Raw genomic sequence first — 16870 nt, 5'->3', positions numbered from 1 at the left:
AGTGATGTGTAAAAAAATTAGAAAATTTGTAATTTTTAAATAAAAAATTAAGACTATTTTGAACACAGTAGATTATTCCTGTGGAAATTAATTTTAGTAGGATAGAAGTTTAAGTTCCCACTATTTCAATAGGAAAGAACGGTCGAAAAACTAGGGTGATATTATTCTATAATTAAGGACTAATGGTGGATTGTGGTTTTTAACAACTGCAAAAAAAAACTGCAAAAATGCAAACAAAATACCCAAAACTGCAAATTAGAAGCTACAATCCGTATGCAACGTTCAAAATAAGCTTAAAATCTAGAGAATCTTCTTTAAAATGCTTTCAATTAGAACAAAAATAGAAGTACATTGTAAATAATGTTCAGTTTTTTATGAAGAACGATCCATTTTGTTTTCCTCACCCTAATCAGGGCATTTAAAAGGAATTTCACGTACTGGATTTGATTGAATAAAAATAAAATTACATAATTAATCGATAATGTATAACAAAATCCTATTAAAATCTAAAATCATTCTTAAAACTTATAAACTAAATCATATAAAACCCAGAATCCCCCTCCTAATACCCCTCAATCTAACCTACCTAAATCATTTTACTAAACCGTATTTAACTTTTTTGGTAAAATAAAAATTGAGTAAGATTTATTAATCGTCTTTTTACATATTTAAATTCTTTCATGAAATGGAGTGATGTATTTGAAAGCATATATTTTAAGAGACACTAAAGGGCCAGAGTCACTAAAATTGGAAAATGTTGAGATTGGTACTGTTCATCCGAATGAAGTAGTCATTAAGTTAAAGGCAGCTTCATTAAATAGACGTGACTTTTTTATAACTCACGGTATGTATCCAGGGATGAAATTAGATGGAATTTTAGGATCTGACGGTGCTGGAGTTATTGAAGCTATTGGAGATGATGTAAGGGGATTTACTGTAGGTGATGAAGTTATCATGAACCCGAGTTTAAACTGGGGAGATCGTGACGATATCAATTCTGATGAATTCACTGTACTTGGAATGCCTTCTAATGGTACATTTGCTGAATTTATTAAACTACCAGTTGAAAATGTTTATAAAAAACCTGCGTACTTGTCATGGGAAGAGGCTGCAGCAATTCCATTAGCAGCACTTACTGCATATAGAGCATTAATTACACGTGGTCAATTACAAAAGAATGATACAGTATTGATTCCAGGTATTGGTAGTGGGGTAGCATTGTATGCATTACAAATTGCTGTTGCATTCGGGTCAAAAGTACTAGTTACATCTAGTAGCAATGATAAAATTGAAAGGGCAATTGAAATAGGTGCGACTGCTGGTTTTAATTACCGAGAAAAGGATTGGTATAAGAAACTTCGTAAAGAATTTGGATTTGTAAACCTTACGATCGATGGAGTTGGTGGAGAATCATTTAATCAATTAATTGATTTGACTGCTCAAGGTGGAAGAATCGTATCATTCGGTGCAACAAATGGACCAGTTCCTCAAACAGTCTTGCCGAAATTATTCTTTAAAAATATGGATATTAGAGGGACTACGATGGGAAGTCCAAGAGAATTTGAACAAATGTTGGCATTTTTTGAAGAACATAAAATTAAACCAATCATTGATCAATCATTTGAATTTACGGATGTCATTAGTGCATTAAAACGAATGGGTGAAGGAAATAATTTTGGTAAGATTACCGTTAAAATTAGTTAATTTGGATTGTATTTTACAAGTTTGTCTTCAATCAAAAGAACTGAATTATTCAGTTCTTTTTTTTTTGCTCCTTGATAAATTACAATTAACATCATATGATTATTACAAATGTAATATTTAAAAAATTTAGTATTTTGAGTATTGTAAGCGTTTTAACGAAGTGATTAACTATTTTGGGGGGCTTAATATGAAACATTCTTACTTAACTAGAGAACATGAAATCTTCCGCACGGCTCTTAGAAAGTTCTTACAAAAAGAAGCTGTACCATTCTATGAAGAGTGGGAACAAAATAAAATGATCCCTAGAGAATTCTGGGATAAATTAGGAAATGAAGGATTTTTGTGTCCTTATGTTGACGAAAAGTATGGCGGGTTAGGTGTAGATTTTGGCTATTCAGTCATTATTATAGAGGAACTTGAGAAAGTTGGTTCAAGTTTAGTTGGTGTAGCATTACACAATGATATTGTTGTACCTTATTTGACTGCTTATGCAAATGAAGAGCAAAAAATGGAATGGTTACCTAAATGTATTTCAGGTGAATATATTAGTGCAGTTGCTATGACTGAACCAGGTGCTGGATCAGATTTAGCAAATATTAAAACAACTGCGGTAAAAGAAGGGGATTACTATATCGTTAATGGTGAGAAAACGTTTATTACGAATGGTATTCACTCAGACTTGATCATCATTGCAGTTAAAACTGATACGACAATTCGACCTGCTCATAAAGGAATAAGCTTGCTAGTTGTCGAAAAAGATACAGTTGGCTTTTCTAGAGGAAAGAAATTGAATAAAGTAGGACTTCATAGTCAAGATACGGCTGAATTAATTTTCCAAGATGCTAAAGTACCTGTAAAGAATTTATTAGGAGAAGAAGGAAAAGGCTTCTATTACTTAATGGAAAAATTACAGCAAGAAAGATTAGTAGTTGCTTTAGAAGCATTAGTTTCAGCTGAAGAAATGCTGAAAGTGACAACTGAGTATGTGAAGAGTAGAAAAGCATTTGGAAAATCAATTGCTGGATTCCAAAATACTCAATTTAAACTTGTAGAATTGGCTACTGAAATTGAAATTGGTCGTACTTTCATTGAGGACTTAATTTATAAGCATATGGAAGGCGTAAATGTCGTTAAGCAAGTATCAATGGCAAAATGGTGGATTACCGATTTAGGTAAAAAAGTAGCTTCTGAGTGTCTTCAATTGCATGGTGGATATGGATATATGGAAGAGTACGAGATTGCTAGACGTTTCAGAGATATTCAAATCATGTCAATTTACGCAGGTACAAATGAAATCATGAAGACAATTATTGCAAAACAAATGGGATTAAATTAATCCAAACTTAGAATTGGAGGATCAAATTTATGAGAGAAGTAGTTATTGTTGATGCTTTAAGAACACCTATTGGTAAAAGAGGCGGCAGCTTTAGCGAAACAAGACCTGATGACTTAGCTGCAATTGTACTAAAGGAATTAGTAAGTCGAAATGAATTTGATCCAAAAGAAATAGATGATGTGATTATGGGTTGTGTTACTCAAATTGGTGAACAGGCTGGTGATATTGGTAGGGTTGCTTCTTTATTAGCAGGTCTACCAATTGAAGTGCCTGGTGTTACAATTGACCGACAATGCGGATCAAGTCAACAATCTGTCCATTTTGCATCACAAGCTATTTTAAGTGGAGATATGGACATAGTCATTGCAGCTGGTGTTGAAAGTATGACACGTGTACCTATGTTTTCGAATTTAAAAGGATCAAAATGGAATGAAAAACTAACGAATATGTTTGGTGACTTTAACCAAGGGATCTCAGCAGAACGTATAAATGAGAAATGGAATATCAGTCGAAGTGAGCAAGATGAATTTGCTTATAAAAGCCATCAAAAAGCATTAAAAGCAATGAAACAAGGCTATTTTGAAGACGAAATTGTTGCTGTTTCTGTTACGAATCAAGAAGGTGAGTTTGTTAAAGTTACGAAAGATGAAGGACCAAGAGAAAACTCTTCTATTGAGAAATTATCTACTTTAAGACCAGCTTTTACTGAAACTGGTTCAGTTACTGCTGGAAACGCAAGTCAAATTAGTGATGGAGCAGCAGGACTACTTTTAATGAGCAAAGAAAAAGCTCATCAATTAGGATTTAAGCCAAAGTTTCGAATTATTGGGAGAACGGTAGTAGGATCCGACCCTCAATTAATGTTAACAGGGCCAATTCAAGCAACTCAAAAAGTTCTACATAAATGTGGTTTAACAATTGATCAAATCGATTTGTTTGAAATAAATGAAGCATTTGCCGCTGTTCCTTTAGCATGGCAAAAAGAATTAAATGTACCATTTGAAAAATTAAATATACACGGTGGAGCGATCGCATTAGGTCACCCACTTGGTGCTAGTGGTGCAAGGGTTATGGTTACTTTGTGTAATGCATTAGAGAAAACAGGCGGACGTTTTGGATTACAAGCGATCTGCGAAGGCCATGGTATGGCAAATGCAACAATTATTGAGAGATTAAATTAATAACCAACAACAAACTGGGGGATTTAAAAATGAATATTCGTGATAGTATAGCAATCGTTACAGGTGGAGCATCAGGTCTAGGTGCAGGTACAGTTAGAATGATCGTAGAAAATGGTGGGAAAGCTGCTATTTTCGATTTAAATGAAGAAAGAGCTGCTAGCTTAATTTCTGAATTAGGTGAAGAAAATGTATGTTTTGAAAAAACAGATGTATCTTCAGAAGAGAGCGTAAAAAATTCAATCAGTAATGTTTTAGTTAAATATGGTTCATTTAATACAGTAGTAAACTGTGCAGGAATTGTATTAGCTGAAAAAGTAATTAAAAGAGACGGAATTCATTCATTAGAATCTTTCCAAAAAATCATTAATGTAAACTTAGTTGGTACATTTAACGTTATTCGTTTAGCAGCTGAACAAATGATTAACAATGAACCAAATGAATTTGGTGAAAGAGGTGTTATTATTAACACCGCTTCAGTAGCAGCATTTGATGGCCAAATGGGTCAAGCAGCTTACGGTGCATCAAAAAGTGCAGTAGCTGGAATGACATTACCAATTGCTAGAGATCTATCAAGATACGGGATCAGAGTGATGAGTATTGCTCCTGGAATATTTGAAACACCAATGTTTGATGTATTACCAGAAAAAGCTAGAGAATCATTAGGAAAAATGGTTCCATTCCCATCACGTCTTGGTAAGCCTTCAGAATACGCACACTTAGCGAAAAGCATTGTTGAAAATCCAATGTTAAATGGTGAAGTAATCCGTTTAGACGGTGCAATTCGTATGCAGCCAAAATAAGGGTTACATGAGAGGCAGGTAGAACAGGTTAACTTGTTCTCCTGTTTTTTTTGTTTAAGTTTGGTATTAGTAGTTGTTTTAAATGATAGAAAAACGTAGTGCATTCGTTCAATATCATATGCTTGTTTCTATTTACAGCATTTTCTAGTGCTTTAAAAGGCAATTCAGTAAAATAACCAATGCTATAATTTGGAATAAAATTTGTATAAGAAGGTATGAAATGTATGTGGAAAGACTTAATAAAAAATATTTTTGAAGAAGCTGAATATAATGAGCCTGCAACTCAAAAACAAATAGAAGAAATTCAAGTTAAATTCAATCTTGAACTACCGAACCAACTAGTCAACTTTCTTAAAGAATCTGATGGTATTGATATTGAAGGGGTAAGAATTTGGTCTACAAAAGAAATAATAGAAGAAAATGTTGATCGAAGAACTGATGAGGTCTTTAAGGATACATATATGCCTTTCGACTGTTTATTATTTTTTGGTGATGCAGGTAATGGAGACTTATTCGGTTTCTCTATTGTTAATGGTGACATTCAAAGTAATAATATATTCGTTTGGAATCATGAGGACGATAGTCGTACATGGATTGCTCCTTGTTTCGAGGAATTCTTAGTATGGTGGAATGATGGGACAATAAGTATATAATTGAACAAAAGCATATGATACTCAAAAAATACTAAAAGGGGCTTTTTTCTGTTTAGAAAATGGCAGATTAGTTGCATTAAGAAGTGAAGTGTTCATGAGTCTTTTGATTGATTACCATTTTTTTACTTTATGATAAAATAAAAATGAAATTACATATATATATATAGGAGAAATAAACATGAAAAATCCAGTCAGTGCAATGTACATAATATTTGGTCTTATAATTGTAACTCTAACTTATTTTACTAATTTTGTTGGACTGTTATACTGAGAGGCTTTGGTTGGATCTTATTCGTTGTAGGGATTCTTAATTTGTTTTCAACATATTTCAGTTCAATCCAAAATCCTTTAACTGATTTATTTAATACTGAAGAAAATGAAAACAAATGAATGAAATTAAGATTAAGGTTTAATATTTTAATTTTCTTATTCACAAACTAACGAAGTACATTAGTTTGAAAAAACGACTCAATAGAGTCGTTTTTAAAACTACTTTTTATTATAAAAAAGTTCTGGTTTTCCACAATTTGGGCACTCATATAAATAATGTTCTTGAATTTCATCACTAATATTTCCATTTTCGTCATTTTTGGAAATGGTTGAATTACAGTTTGGACAATTAATGCTTGTTTTAGGGGAGTTTTTTTCTAAATTCTCCATCTTCACCCATCCTTTCTTTGCACTTCTCTGATTAACCCTTTATATTTTACCCATTAAATTATATATTTTATTAAATAAATTAAACCTGTTATGGTAGTCTAAAAACAGTGATAGAAAACAAAAAAATGAATAGATAGAATGATTTTTTGAAATCGTATACAATATAGCAAGCCACAAATTGGCTATTGTATAAATATATTAGTATCAAGAGAGGCGGTATTGAAATGGAAACATCAGAAAAAGTAACAGTAAAAGCAACTATTAAAGCATCAATTGAAAAAGTATGGGATATTTGGACAGAACCTGAACATATTAAAAAATGGAACAGTGCTTCAGACGACTGGCACACACCAATTGCAGAAAATGACTTACGCGTTGGCGGCGAATTCCGTTCAAGAATGGAAGCAAAAGATGGCAGTTTTGGTTTTGACTTTGGTGGGATTTATGATGAAGTAAAAAAATATGAGGTTATTGCATATACACTTGGTGATGGAAGAAAGGTTAAGATCACATTTAGCGGTAATGAAAACGAAACAGAAGTAATTGAAACATTCGATCCAGAAACAACTAATCCTGTTGAATTTCAACAACAAGGATGGCAAGCAATTCTAGATAATTTTAAAAAATATGCCGAACAAACAAAAAGATAGTTAGAAATACAGAGAATGGTTTTTTAGAATCATTCTCTTTTCTTTGCTTATTCGAATTATATTTACAACTAAAATAGAAAGAATTAAACAAAGAAAAGAAATATGATTAATAATTGGAAGGATGAATACGACCAGTAAATGGAGGATATGGATAAACAGTATCTTATCAATCTATAACTCGAGTAAAGATTTACTTCCATTTTGAGATTTCATTACATGATTCATATAAGTACATTTTAATCGGGAGTGGAATGAACTATTTTATTGGGACAAATTCGTTTATTGCAGGTTTTGGAATTATAAAAGACAATATTCCTGATGAAAAGAATTAGGTTTTTCATATCATAACGGTAATAATCGGTTTATTGATTTTAGCATTATTTTTTTTATTGAGGGAAGTAAAGCAAATGGTAACATAAAATAAAAGTAAATTATCGTTTCAATAGTGAGAATATGATTATTTTTGGTTGATAAAAATCACGATAATTTATTTCTATATTTAGGGCAGTTTTCAAAATTATAGTAATTTATAAAAGTATAGATTTTTAAGGGATTCATATGCAGAATTAGAAGGGCTACTTTGGTAGCCCTTTTAATTATTTTGATCTAGTTAATGATTGAAAACAAAGGGTCGATATTCACTTTCCATGGAGAAATAGGTGACGTTCTCACCAAGGTAAAAGAAAGTTTGGTCCTTAACCGACCCTTATCTTTTATAAAAAGATTAACCTCAACTGGGACTTCAGTTTCTAATGAAGATGACCCAGACCTCTTTGTTTGGGACAAAGTCCACTGTATTGCTTCTATTTTTTTTATTTTCTTTAGATCTTTTTTAATGTTTTTTTGATTACTTATAGCTATTTTTTTAACCAAGCCTTTATCTTGGTTTTTAATAGAAACGAATAATACATTAAGCAGTTGGGAAGGTGGTAGGTTGTTCATATATTCATTAATCTTTCCAGCGGCTTTAAGGATCATCACATAATGAGATAAATCTGCTTTACCTGTCCGATGTGTCGTGCTTCCCATAAAATGAATGCAAAAATGACCACAGAAACCGTTTGGAAGCGAACCTCCACCATGTGGCATTCCGTGCATGGACGCAGGGATAAGGTTTTCATCAGCTAAAATTAATACAGCCCTTCTTCTCCAACTCCAGTTCCCATCGTAAATTTCCTTCATTATCCTTGTATCTTCTCTTGTTAATGGCTGAACATCTGCATGCCTACTACCAGCTCTTCTTTGTACATTAAAGCTCTTGCCAGTTTCTACATCGATTACAGTGAACAACGAGTATTTTGGGATTATTTTGTTAACAGCTTCCCAATCCTGAATTTCTATTTGAAAGCTAATTGGGGTGAGTACTGGTTCGTTTGTTGTTGCGTAAGTAAAATCTACAAAGCAAATTAATGAAAGGAATAAGATAAGAATAAAACAAACTTTTTTCACAGCTAAAAATCAACTCCGATGTTTAGTAATTAATAACATCTATTTTGTGTTATTTTTAGAAAAAAAAGCTAATAAAAATTTGGAAATATAAAAGGATTAGTTTTTTAGGGCTTTATTCATACCTCATCAAACATAATTAACAAATAATTATCTTAATTTAGGTATGGATTAAATGTAAAATTGAGGTTCTCCAACTGTTTTTTTATCCTCTAAGTAGAATTGACAGACCAAGATGCATAATATATTATTAGTGAGTAACTCACTCACTCACTAGCGAGAAGATATTAGAAAGGAAAAACTCTTAATGACAAAATCCAATATTTTACCCGATATCTTTTTTCGTCAATTTAATCAAAGAAAAAATGAAAAGAAGTTAGAAATTTATACTGAATATATGATCAATGAAGAAAAGTATGTAACGATTGGGGGGATTGATCAATGGATTACAATTCGAGGGGAAGATAGAAGAAACCCTATTCTTTTATTGATTCATGGTGGTCCTGCCTCAACTTATACTATTTTTAGTCCTATAATACGTCCTTGGGAAAGGCATTTTACCATTGTTCAATGGGATCAGCGAGGTGCAGGAAAAACTTTTAAAAGGAATGGGAAAGAAGGCTGTGGTAAAATTACATTTAACCAGTTGGCAGAAGATGGAATTGAATTAAGTAATCTTATTTGTAATGAACTTGAAAAAGAAAAAATTATTTTGGTTGGAAGTTCCGTCGGTAGTCTTATAGCTACATTAATGATTAAGGAAAGGCCAAATCTCTTTTATGCGTATGTGGGGACTGATCAAAACTGTTTTGATTATGAAAATATTGCATATCAATTGGCTATTGATGCCTTGTCTGAGCAAGGGAATAAGAGGAGACTAAAGAAATTTAAAGAACTAGGACCAGATCAGACAAAATGGACGCAAAAAGATTATGATAAAAGAAATCAGATAGTAGTAAAATCAATAAAAAATGTTCCTAATATGGTAATGGACCTTATTTTGCCTTCAATGCTTTCATCACCACAACATACTATTAATGATCTATTGGATATTTTTAAAGGGATGAAATTTTCGGGGGAACAATTGTTTAACGAACTTATGAATTTTAATTATGGACGGTTAGGAACAGTATTTTCAATTCCTTTCTTTATTTTTCAAGGAGATAATGATATTATAACTCCTACCAAAAATGCAGAACGATTTTTGCAAAAAATCGAAGCACCTTTAAAAGAATTTATTTATATAAATAACGCTGGACATTTAGCTTGCTTTGCTAGACCTGAGCAGTTTTTACAAGAATTAATAAATAGAGTAAGGCCATTAGCTATTAATAATTGAGAAAGAATGGATAAATTGGAGTGAGTAAGTTGTTACAAAAAAATAATAATCAACAAACTGATCGAAAGGTACTTATAAAACAATCTGCTTTGAAAATTTTTGCATTGAATGGTTATAAAAATACGAAAACAAGTGTAATTGCTACTGAAGCAAATGTTAGTGAAGGTTTAATTTTTCGCCATTTTCAATCAAAAGCAGAATTATTTTTTCAAATTATTGAAGGATTAATGATTGAGTCTAAAAGTGAGTTAAGTTCATTGCAGTTTTTCCAAGGAACTCCTTACCAACTATTAGAATTATTAACAGAAAAAATGTTAGACGAAAATCATAAGTATGCATTTATGATCATCCAACAAGCGAGGAAAAACAACGAAGTACCAGAAAAAGTGACTGAATTATTATCAAAATACTCACCTGATTATTTAATTGATTTACTAATTCCAATATTTATAAAAGGACAAGAAAGTGGTGAGTTCATAAAGGAAAATCCAAGAAAAATATTAGTATGGTATTTCAATGTGATAAGTAGTTTAACGATTCAAGATCTAGTTGATAATAAATTTGGTTTACCTACTACTGATTTTTTGATGAAAATGTTAAAGGCTTAATTGATAAAATTAAAATTCTCTAAAAGGTTGTCTAATTAGACAGCCTTTTATTTAGGCCAAAAAATCAACTTTTTAATTTAAAAGTTCCTATTGAAAAAAAGTTCCATAATTAAAATAAATATGGATATTTAAGTCATTTTTTTCAAAAAATACTCTTATGCCAAACCTAGTAAGAGGAATCTATGAAAAAAATATTAAAATTTATATTTAAAACTTTAGTACTCCTATTTTCACTATTGGTCATATTATTTGCTTTAAATGAGATTGAAATGGAGAAAGCTCAAAAAAAGAATATTTTTGCTGAAAAGCCAATATCGTATCCAATGGGCCATAGTGATCTGTCGATTTTTACGAACGGAAGGAAGTTAAATAACCAATTATTTCATGATATTAGGAATGCAAAAAAGGAAGTGCATATCTACTTTTTTTCGGTTTCTAATGACCGTGTTTCACATGAATTTTTAAATGTCTTAAAAAAGAAGAGTGATGAAGGAATTCCAGTTTATTATGCTGTTGATCGTCTTGGTGGAATTTTATTAGAACGGAAAGAAAGAAAATCTTTAATCGATCATGGAGTACATTTTACCTATTTTAATAAACCGCAGTTATCTTATTTTTTTGCATCGATTAATAACAGAAATCACCGTAGGATGACGATTATTGATGGGGAAATTGGCTATATTGGTGGGTTTAATATAGGTAAAAAGTATATAGATGAAAAAAAGGGATTAAAACCGTGGGAAGATGTTCAGCTTAGATTAGTAGGTAGCGGTGTTGAAGGGTTAGAAAAGCAATTTGTGCACGATTGGAGAAAAAATTCAGACCAAAAAATTACTCAAATGGAGATCAGTAAAAAAATTGGGAGAAGCCAGCACCAATTTGTTTCTTATACTAAAATAGGAATTGAGCAAGAATATAGTAAATTGTTTAAACAGGCAAAAAAGTCTATAACTATTTATTCTCCTTATTTTATACCGAATAATAAAGTGATTTGGGATTCTTTATTAGATGCAGCAAATAGAGGAATTGATGTAAAAATACTATATTCTCATAAGTCTGATGCACTTCTAGTACAACAAGCAGCATTTCCATATATAAGGCAAGCTTGGAAAAATAACATAAAAGTGTATGGGTTTAAAAAAGGTATTTTTCACGGTAAAGTAGTTAAAATTGATGATAAAGTACTAATGATTGGTACTACAAATTTTGATTCCCGGTCATTTCACTTAACTGATGAATTGAATTGTTATATATATGATCAACAATTTATCAAACAAGTAGAACCAGAATTAGCTGATGTATTTAATCAGGCTTTTGAAATTACACCTACATATATTAAAAATTTACCGTTTAAAGAAAGAATAAAAGAAAAAATAGCGAAAGTATTTGAGTTTTATTTATAGGGTAAAAAACTAGTTGTACTGTATTTTTATTTAAAGAATACAATAAAAAAATAATGAAAGATTAATCAAGAAAATTGGTTAATCTTTTTTATTTTCAAATATTTATAAAAATACAATTGATTTTATAATTATTCATAATTATAATGAAGAATATAATTTTATAAAAGGGGATATTAAAATGAAAGTCGGTATTATGGGGGCAACCGGATATGGTGGTCTAGAACTCGTTAGATTTCTATCAATGCATCCGGAAATAAGCGGTATGAATTTTTATTCAACATCAGATTATACGGAAGATTTTTCTACGTACTATCCACATTTAGCTACTAGTACTAGTGGTTCAATTAAAAAGTGGAATAAAAATCAATCTGTTTCCGAAAATGATATTTTATTTTTTGCTACACCGCATGGAATTAGTAGTGAATTAATAGAAGAAATCGATTTTTCGCAAACAAAACTGATTGATTTATCAGGAGATTTTCGATTAAAAAAAGAAGAAGCATACCAAAAATGGTATAAACATACACATCCTTGTTTTTCAAAAACGAATCAATTTACATACGGACTATCTGAACTTAATCGAGAAGCGATCAAACAATCAAATAATATAGCAAATCCGGGATGTTATCCAACAGCAACGCTACTTGGAGTCGCGCCATTATTAAAGGCAGGAATTGTGCAGAAAAATTCAATTATAGTAGATGCTAAATCTGGAATTTCTGGTGCTGGCAAAACGGCTAATCAAACGACTCAATTTATGAATCGAAATGAAAATTTAACAGCCTATAAAATTACTGGACATCAACATATACCTGAAATTGAACAATTTATTGGATCAATCGATTCAACACAGGATTTTATAACTTTTACACCACATTTAATACCAATGACAAGAGGGATTTTGTCAACAATTTATGTTACTTCAACTCGTGAAATTAGTAACGAAGAATTGAAAGAAATCTATAACCATAGTTATGAAGATTCCTATTTTGTGAGAGTAAGAGACGGAATACCTTGTACAAAAGATGTTTATGGTTCAAATTTTTGTGATTTATATGCTACTTACGACAAACGTACAAATCGAATCACAATCGTTTCTGTCATTGATAACCTTGTTAAGGGAGCGGCTGGGCAAGCAATTCAAAATATGAATTTAATGTTAGGTTTGCCAGATGAAACAGGTTTACAATTTACACCAATATTTCCATAAGGAGAGATAAAAGTTGATAACAAAAGAGAAGAATATAAAAAAAATAAATGGAACAATTACATCACCAAACGGTTTTTATGCTAGTGGAGTTCATGCTGGACTACGTTATAAACGTAAAGATTTAGGATTAATTTATTCCGAGAAACTAGCATCAGTTGCGGCAGTTTATACATTAAATTTATTTCCAGCTGCACCAATTGCGATTACAAAAAAGAGTATTGCATATAGTAATAAGCTTCAAGCAGTTTTAGTAAATAGTGGTTGTGCAAATGCATGTACAGGTAAAAAGGGAGAAGATGATGCTTATTTGATGAGAGCATGGTGTGCTGATCACCTTAATCTACCAGAACATTTAGTCGCAATCGCATCTACTGGTGTCATCGGTGAATATTTAAAAATGGATCGATTAAAGAGCGGCATTGAGAAATTAACGCTCGGTAATAAGTTGGAAGATGGAGAAGATTTCGGTCATGCAATCTTAACGACAGATACTGTTATAAAAACGACTTGTTATGAAGTATTGATTGACGGAAAGATCGTAACGATTGCTGGGTCTGCAAAAGGTTCTGGAATGATTCATCCAAATATGGCAACTATGCTTGGTTTTGTGACAACTGACGCTACGATTAATTCTGGACAGTTACAAACCTTATTAAAAGAAGTGACAGATAAGACATTTAACCAAATTACAGTTGATGGAGATACTTCAACAAATGATATGGTTTTAGTTATGGCAAATGGAGCTGTTGAACATGAGGAATTAACTAAAAGTCATCCAGATTGGGCTAATTTTGTATCTGCATTTCAATTAGTTTGTGAAGACTTAGCTAAAAAGATTGCTAGAGATGGTGAAGGCGCAACTAAGTTAATTGAAGTAAATGTAAATGGAGCTTCAAGCCAAACAAATGCAAATCAAATTGCTAAAACGATCGTCGGATCAAATTTAGTAAAAACAGCTGTTTATGGAGAAGACGCTAACTGGGGAAGAATTATTGGTGCGATTGGATATAGCGGGGTCGAAGGAAAATTTAATCAAATCGATGTTTCCATTAATGGTGTTACGGTATTATTTGGTAGTAAACCAGTTGAGTTTAATGAAGAAGAGGCTAAAATTGCTTTGAAAAATGAGATTATTTATATTGATGTCCATTTACATGAAGGAGATGCACTTGGTACTGCGTGGGGCTGCGATTTAACTTATGATTATGTGAAAATAAATGCAAGCTATCGCACATAAGGAGGAATTAAACAGTGGAAACAGTAGTTATTAAACTTGGTGGTAGTTTAATCCATAACTTATCAAATACATTCTTTGAAAATATAAATCAATTAAAAAAGAGTGGTAAAAAAGTCATCCTTGTTCATGGAGGGGGACCACTTATAAATAACTTATTATTAAAGTTTGCAATTCCGGTAGAAATGGAAGATGGTATTCGTAAGACTTCATCCGAAGTTTTAGAAATTGTAGAATATGTGCTAAATGGAAAAATTAATAAAGATTTAACGATTATTTGTAATCAATATAATATTAAAGCGATTGGTCTATCAGGATGTGACAATCTATTACTGGAAGCTTCACTTTATAATAAAGGAAAATTAGGTTGGGTTGGAGAAATTGAAGATGTAAATACGAATCTATTAAATTTACTACTTAACAATGATTATATACCAGTTATTTCTCCTGTTGGGGTGGATAAAATTGGCCAAAAGTATAATATTAACGCAGATGAAGCGGCAAAAAGTATTGCCAAGGCAATGAATGCGGAACTACTCTGCTTTATAACAAATACAAATGGTGTTTTAGATCTAGAACAAAAATTGATTGAAAAGATTACGCCTAGTGAAGTTGAGAAATTAATAGATGAAAAAACAATTTACGGTGGAATGATTCCTAAAGTTACAAGTGCCTTAAATGCATTAAATGTCGTAAATTCAGTGGCTATTGTAGGAGAGAATTTCTTAAATGAAAATGGAACGATTAACGGTACAGTATTTACAAAAGGAGTTGTGTTAAGTGAGTAATTTATTCCCAACTTATAATAAAAAAACAATTAATTTTCAAACTGGAAAAGGTACTTACCTATATGATGACGAAAATAACAAGTACCTAGATTTTTTAAGTGGAATTGCTGTTTGTAACTTAGGTCATTGTCATCCAAAAGTTGTAAATGCACTAAAAGAACAAGTAGAATCGATTTGGCACGTATCAAATTTATTTACAATAAAAAAACAAGAAGAGTTAGCTAAAATTTTAGTAAAAAGCTTTAAGGATGGATTAGTATTTTTCTGTAATAGTGGTACGGAAGCGAATGAGGCAGCTATAAAATTAGCAAGAAAACATTCAGGTAAATCTCATATAATCAGTTTTAAGCAAAGCTTTCATGGACGTACTTTTGGATCAATGGCAGCTACAGGTCAGTCTAAAATCCATGAAGGATACGGCGAAATGTTAAGTGGCTTTACATATGTACCATATAATGATTTGAATGCTTTACAAAATGAAATTAATGAAAATACTGGAGCAATTATTTTAGAGGTAATCCAAGGTGAAGGTGGTGTAATTGTTGGTAATAATGATTTTTTTGAAGGGGTTCAAGCTCTTTGTAAAAAACATGAATTATTACTCATTGTTGATGAAGTACAAACCGGAGTGGGCAGAACAGGAACAATGTTTGCCTATGAACAAACTCCACTAAATCCAGATATTATTACGCTAGCCAAAGGTTTAGGGAATGGTTTTCCAGTTGGAGCAATGCTCGGTAAAAACAATCTAGCTAAAACATTCTCGTTAGGTGCGCATGGTTCAACTTTTGGCGGAAATTATTTAGCAATGGCGGTTGCATTTGAAACAATCAATATTATTAATGATTTGCATTTTTTAAATAGTGTAAAAGATAAAGGACAGTATTTATTTGATAAATTAGCCGAAATAAAAGAAGAGTTTCCACAAATAGTAGAAATTCGAGGTAAAGGATTAATGGTTGGTATCGAGATAAATCAATCAGTGGATCAACTAGTAGAGCAATTTTTAAAGAATGGTTTGATCGTTGGTACTGCAGGTCCTAATGTATTAAGATTATTACCGCCAATCAATCTATCATACGCAGAAATAGATGAAGCAATCCAAATAATGAAACAAGTTCTTTCTTCTATTTTTTTAGATAGCCAAGTTAAATGAAAATAGTGTTTTTTGACTAGAAGGCATTCATGGACCTAGACCATGATGCCTTTTTATTATTTAGGTCTTTCTGCTTTAATTGTAAAAATAGATTGAAAGTTGAATTTATTTTTTAGATAATGGAATAATCACTTTTATTGGGGGATGAAGCTAAGCTATGTATCATATTCGTGTAAGAGCATGTGCTTTAATTGTTGAAAATGATTCAGTTTTATTAATTGAATTTACAGATGAGGACGGAATTCATTATAATTTACCGGCTGGTGGTACCGAACCTGGTGAGACAATTATTGAGGCTGTAAAAAGAGAAGCATTTGAAGAAGCAGGTGTAGAAGTTGAGGTTGGGGAACTAGTATTTGTATCAGAAAATGCTCCTCATATGACCGGTCATAGAATACATGGATTAAGTTTAATGTTCCGCTGTCATATTAAAGATGATTCAATTCCAACGATGCCACTAAATCCAGATCCAAATCAAACTGGCGTAAAATGGATACCGATTAATGAATTAGACAATATCATCTTATATCCAAATATTAAAGATCAAATTATTGAATATGCAAAAGGTAAGTACCAAAATAATCAATTAATTGAAGAGTACAAATTAAAAGAGCAACTAATTTGAATACTCTCTCCATCTTTCATCTAATAGGAAATTGAGTTTCTCTATGTGATATTAAAAAAGTGAGGAGCTCAATTTTT

General features: G+C 31.6%; 16 protein-coding genes. 14 read left to right on the top strand and 2 right to left on the bottom strand.

Going from position 1 to position 16870, the window contains the following annotated elements; translation table 11 throughout:
* Nucleotides 1–699: 699 nt before the first annotated feature.
* From MY490_RS12365 to MY490_RS12345, 5 genes are all read left to right on the top strand, one after another.
* A complete protein-coding gene (locus tag MY490_RS12365) occupies nt 700–1704 on the top strand; it encodes a zinc-dependent alcohol dehydrogenase family protein (RefSeq protein WP_248265994.1) in 1005 nt (334 codons plus the stop codon).
* Between the two features lie 187 nt (nt 1705–1891).
* A complete protein-coding gene (locus tag MY490_RS12360) occupies nt 1892–3040 on the top strand; it encodes an acyl-CoA dehydrogenase family protein (protein WP_248265993.1) in 1149 nt (382 codons plus the stop codon).
* Nucleotides 3041–3069: 29 nt separating this feature from the next.
* Nucleotides 3070–4221 (top strand): thiolase family protein, encoded by a 1152-nt coding sequence (locus MY490_RS12355; protein WP_248265992.1) that lies wholly within the window; start codon nt 3070–3072, stop codon nt 4219–4221.
* A 29-nt stretch (nt 4222–4250) separates the two neighbouring features.
* On the top strand, nt 4251–5021 hold the full coding sequence (locus MY490_RS12350; RefSeq protein WP_248265991.1) for a 3-hydroxyacyl-CoA dehydrogenase: 771 nt from the start codon (nt 4251–4253) through the stop codon (nt 5019–5021).
* A gap of 224 nt (nt 5022–5245) precedes the next feature.
* On the top strand, nt 5246–5674 hold the full coding sequence (locus tag MY490_RS12345) for an SMI1/KNR4 family protein (RefSeq protein WP_248265990.1): 429 nt from the start codon (nt 5246–5248) through the stop codon (nt 5672–5674).
* 489 nt (nt 5675–6163) lie between these two features.
* Here MY490_RS12345 and MY490_RS12340 read toward each other — a convergent pair whose 3' ends face one another.
* Nucleotides 6164–6334: a hypothetical protein gene (locus MY490_RS12340; protein ID WP_248265989.1), complete on the bottom strand. Its 171-nt coding sequence runs from the start codon at nt 6332–6334 to the stop codon at nt 6164–6166.
* Nucleotides 6335–6558: 224 nt separating this feature from the next.
* Between MY490_RS12340 and MY490_RS12335 the strand changes: the two genes are divergently transcribed.
* On the top strand, nt 6559–6984 hold the full coding sequence (locus MY490_RS12335; RefSeq protein WP_248265988.1) for an SRPBCC family protein: 426 nt from the start codon (nt 6559–6561) through the stop codon (nt 6982–6984).
* Between the two features lie 606 nt (nt 6985–7590).
* Here MY490_RS12335 and MY490_RS12330 read toward each other — a convergent pair.
* Nucleotides 7591–8433, bottom strand: a complete 843-nt coding sequence (locus tag MY490_RS12330) for a hypothetical protein (RefSeq protein ID WP_248265987.1) — start codon at nt 8431–8433, stop codon at nt 7591–7593.
* A 304-nt stretch (nt 8434–8737) separates the two neighbouring features.
* On the opposite strand from MY490_RS12330, the gene MY490_RS12325 reads away from it, so the two are divergent.
* The 8 genes from MY490_RS12325 to MY490_RS12290 all read left to right on the top strand — a co-directional run bounded on the left by MY490_RS12325 (nt 8738) and on the right by MY490_RS12290 (nt 16793).
* The gene (locus MY490_RS12325; RefSeq protein WP_248265986.1) at nt 8738–9769 is read left to right on the top strand and encodes an alpha/beta fold hydrolase; all 1032 of its coding nucleotides are present in this window, start codon (nt 8738–8740) and stop codon (nt 9767–9769) included.
* A 29-nt stretch (nt 9770–9798) separates the two neighbouring features.
* Nucleotides 9799–10377 (top strand): TetR/AcrR family transcriptional regulator, encoded by a 579-nt coding sequence (locus tag MY490_RS12320; RefSeq protein WP_432707008.1) that lies wholly within the window; start codon nt 9799–9801, stop codon nt 10375–10377.
* A 182-nt stretch (nt 10378–10559) separates the two neighbouring features.
* Complete coding sequence (locus tag MY490_RS12315; protein WP_248265984.1) at nt 10560–11780, top strand: phospholipase D-like domain-containing protein; 1221 nt, start codon at nt 10560–10562, stop codon at nt 11778–11780.
* Nucleotides 11781–11958: 178 nt separating this feature from the next.
* Nucleotides 11959–12990, top strand: a complete 1032-nt coding sequence (gene argC, locus MY490_RS12310) for an N-acetyl-gamma-glutamyl-phosphate reductase (RefSeq protein ID WP_248265983.1) — start codon at nt 11959–11961, stop codon at nt 12988–12990.
* Between the two features lie 13 nt (nt 12991–13003).
* Nucleotides 13004–14227 carry a bifunctional ornithine acetyltransferase/N-acetylglutamate synthase gene (gene argJ / locus MY490_RS12305; protein ID WP_282439795.1) on the top strand — a complete coding sequence of 408 codons (1224 nt, stop codon included), beginning with the start codon at nt 13004–13006 and terminating at the stop codon, nt 14225–14227.
* A gap of 14 nt (nt 14228–14241) precedes the next feature.
* Nucleotides 14242–15012 carry an acetylglutamate kinase gene (gene argB / locus MY490_RS12300; RefSeq protein ID WP_248265982.1) on the top strand — a complete coding sequence of 257 codons (771 nt, stop codon included), beginning with the start codon at nt 14242–14244 and terminating at the stop codon, nt 15010–15012.
* Nucleotides 15005–16168 carry an acetylornithine transaminase gene (locus tag MY490_RS12295; protein WP_248265981.1) on the top strand — a complete coding sequence of 388 codons (1164 nt, stop codon included), beginning with the start codon at nt 15005–15007 and terminating at the stop codon, nt 16166–16168. The genes argB and MY490_RS12295 overlap by 8 nt, the downstream gene beginning before the upstream one ends.
* Before the next feature lie 157 nt (nt 16169–16325).
* Nucleotides 16326–16793 (top strand): NUDIX domain-containing protein, encoded by a 468-nt coding sequence (locus MY490_RS12290; protein ID WP_248265980.1) that lies wholly within the window; start codon nt 16326–16328, stop codon nt 16791–16793.
* The last annotated feature ends 77 nt before the right edge of the window (nt 16794–16870 follow it).

This window comes from Gottfriedia acidiceleris, from assembly GCF_023115465.1.
GTDB classification, from domain to species: Bacteria; Bacillota; Bacilli; order Bacillales; family Bacillaceae_G; genus Gottfriedia; species Gottfriedia acidiceleris_B.
Note: the sequence above shows the minus strand (reverse complement) of the source record. Positions and strands in the feature narration are given on the sequence as shown.

Excerpts from the sequence above, each read along its gene's own strand:
- MY490_RS12315 (WP_248265984.1), top strand. The coding sequence starts at position 10,560 with ATGAAAAAAATATTAAAATTTATATTTAAAACTTTAGTACTCCTATTT.
- MY490_RS12345 (WP_248265990.1), top strand. The coding sequence starts at position 5,246 with ATGTGGAAAGACTTAATAAAAAATATTTTTGAAGAAGCTGAATATAAT.
- MY490_RS12360 (WP_248265993.1), top strand. The coding sequence starts at position 1,892 with ATGAAACATTCTTACTTAACTAGAGAACATGAAATCTTCCGCACGGCT.
- MY490_RS12350 (WP_248265991.1), top strand. The coding sequence starts at position 4,251 with ATGAATATTCGTGATAGTATAGCAATCGTTACAGGTGGAGCATCAGGT.
- MY490_RS12325 (WP_248265986.1), top strand. The coding sequence starts at position 8,738 with ATGACAAAATCCAATATTTTACCCGATATCTTTTTTCGTCAATTTAAT.
- MY490_RS12335 (WP_248265988.1), top strand. The coding sequence starts at position 6,559 with ATGGAAACATCAGAAAAAGTAACAGTAAAAGCAACTATTAAAGCATCA.
- MY490_RS12340 (WP_248265989.1), bottom strand. The coding sequence starts at position 6,334 with ATGGAGAATTTAGAAAAAAACTCCCCTAAAACAAGCATTAATTGTCCA.
- argC (WP_248265983.1), top strand. The coding sequence starts at position 11,959 with ATGAAAGTCGGTATTATGGGGGCAACCGGATATGGTGGTCTAGAACTC.
- MY490_RS12290 (WP_248265980.1), top strand. The coding sequence starts at position 16,326 with ATGTATCATATTCGTGTAAGAGCATGTGCTTTAATTGTTGAAAATGAT.
- MY490_RS12355 (WP_248265992.1), top strand. The coding sequence starts at position 3,070 with ATGAGAGAAGTAGTTATTGTTGATGCTTTAAGAACACCTATTGGTAAA.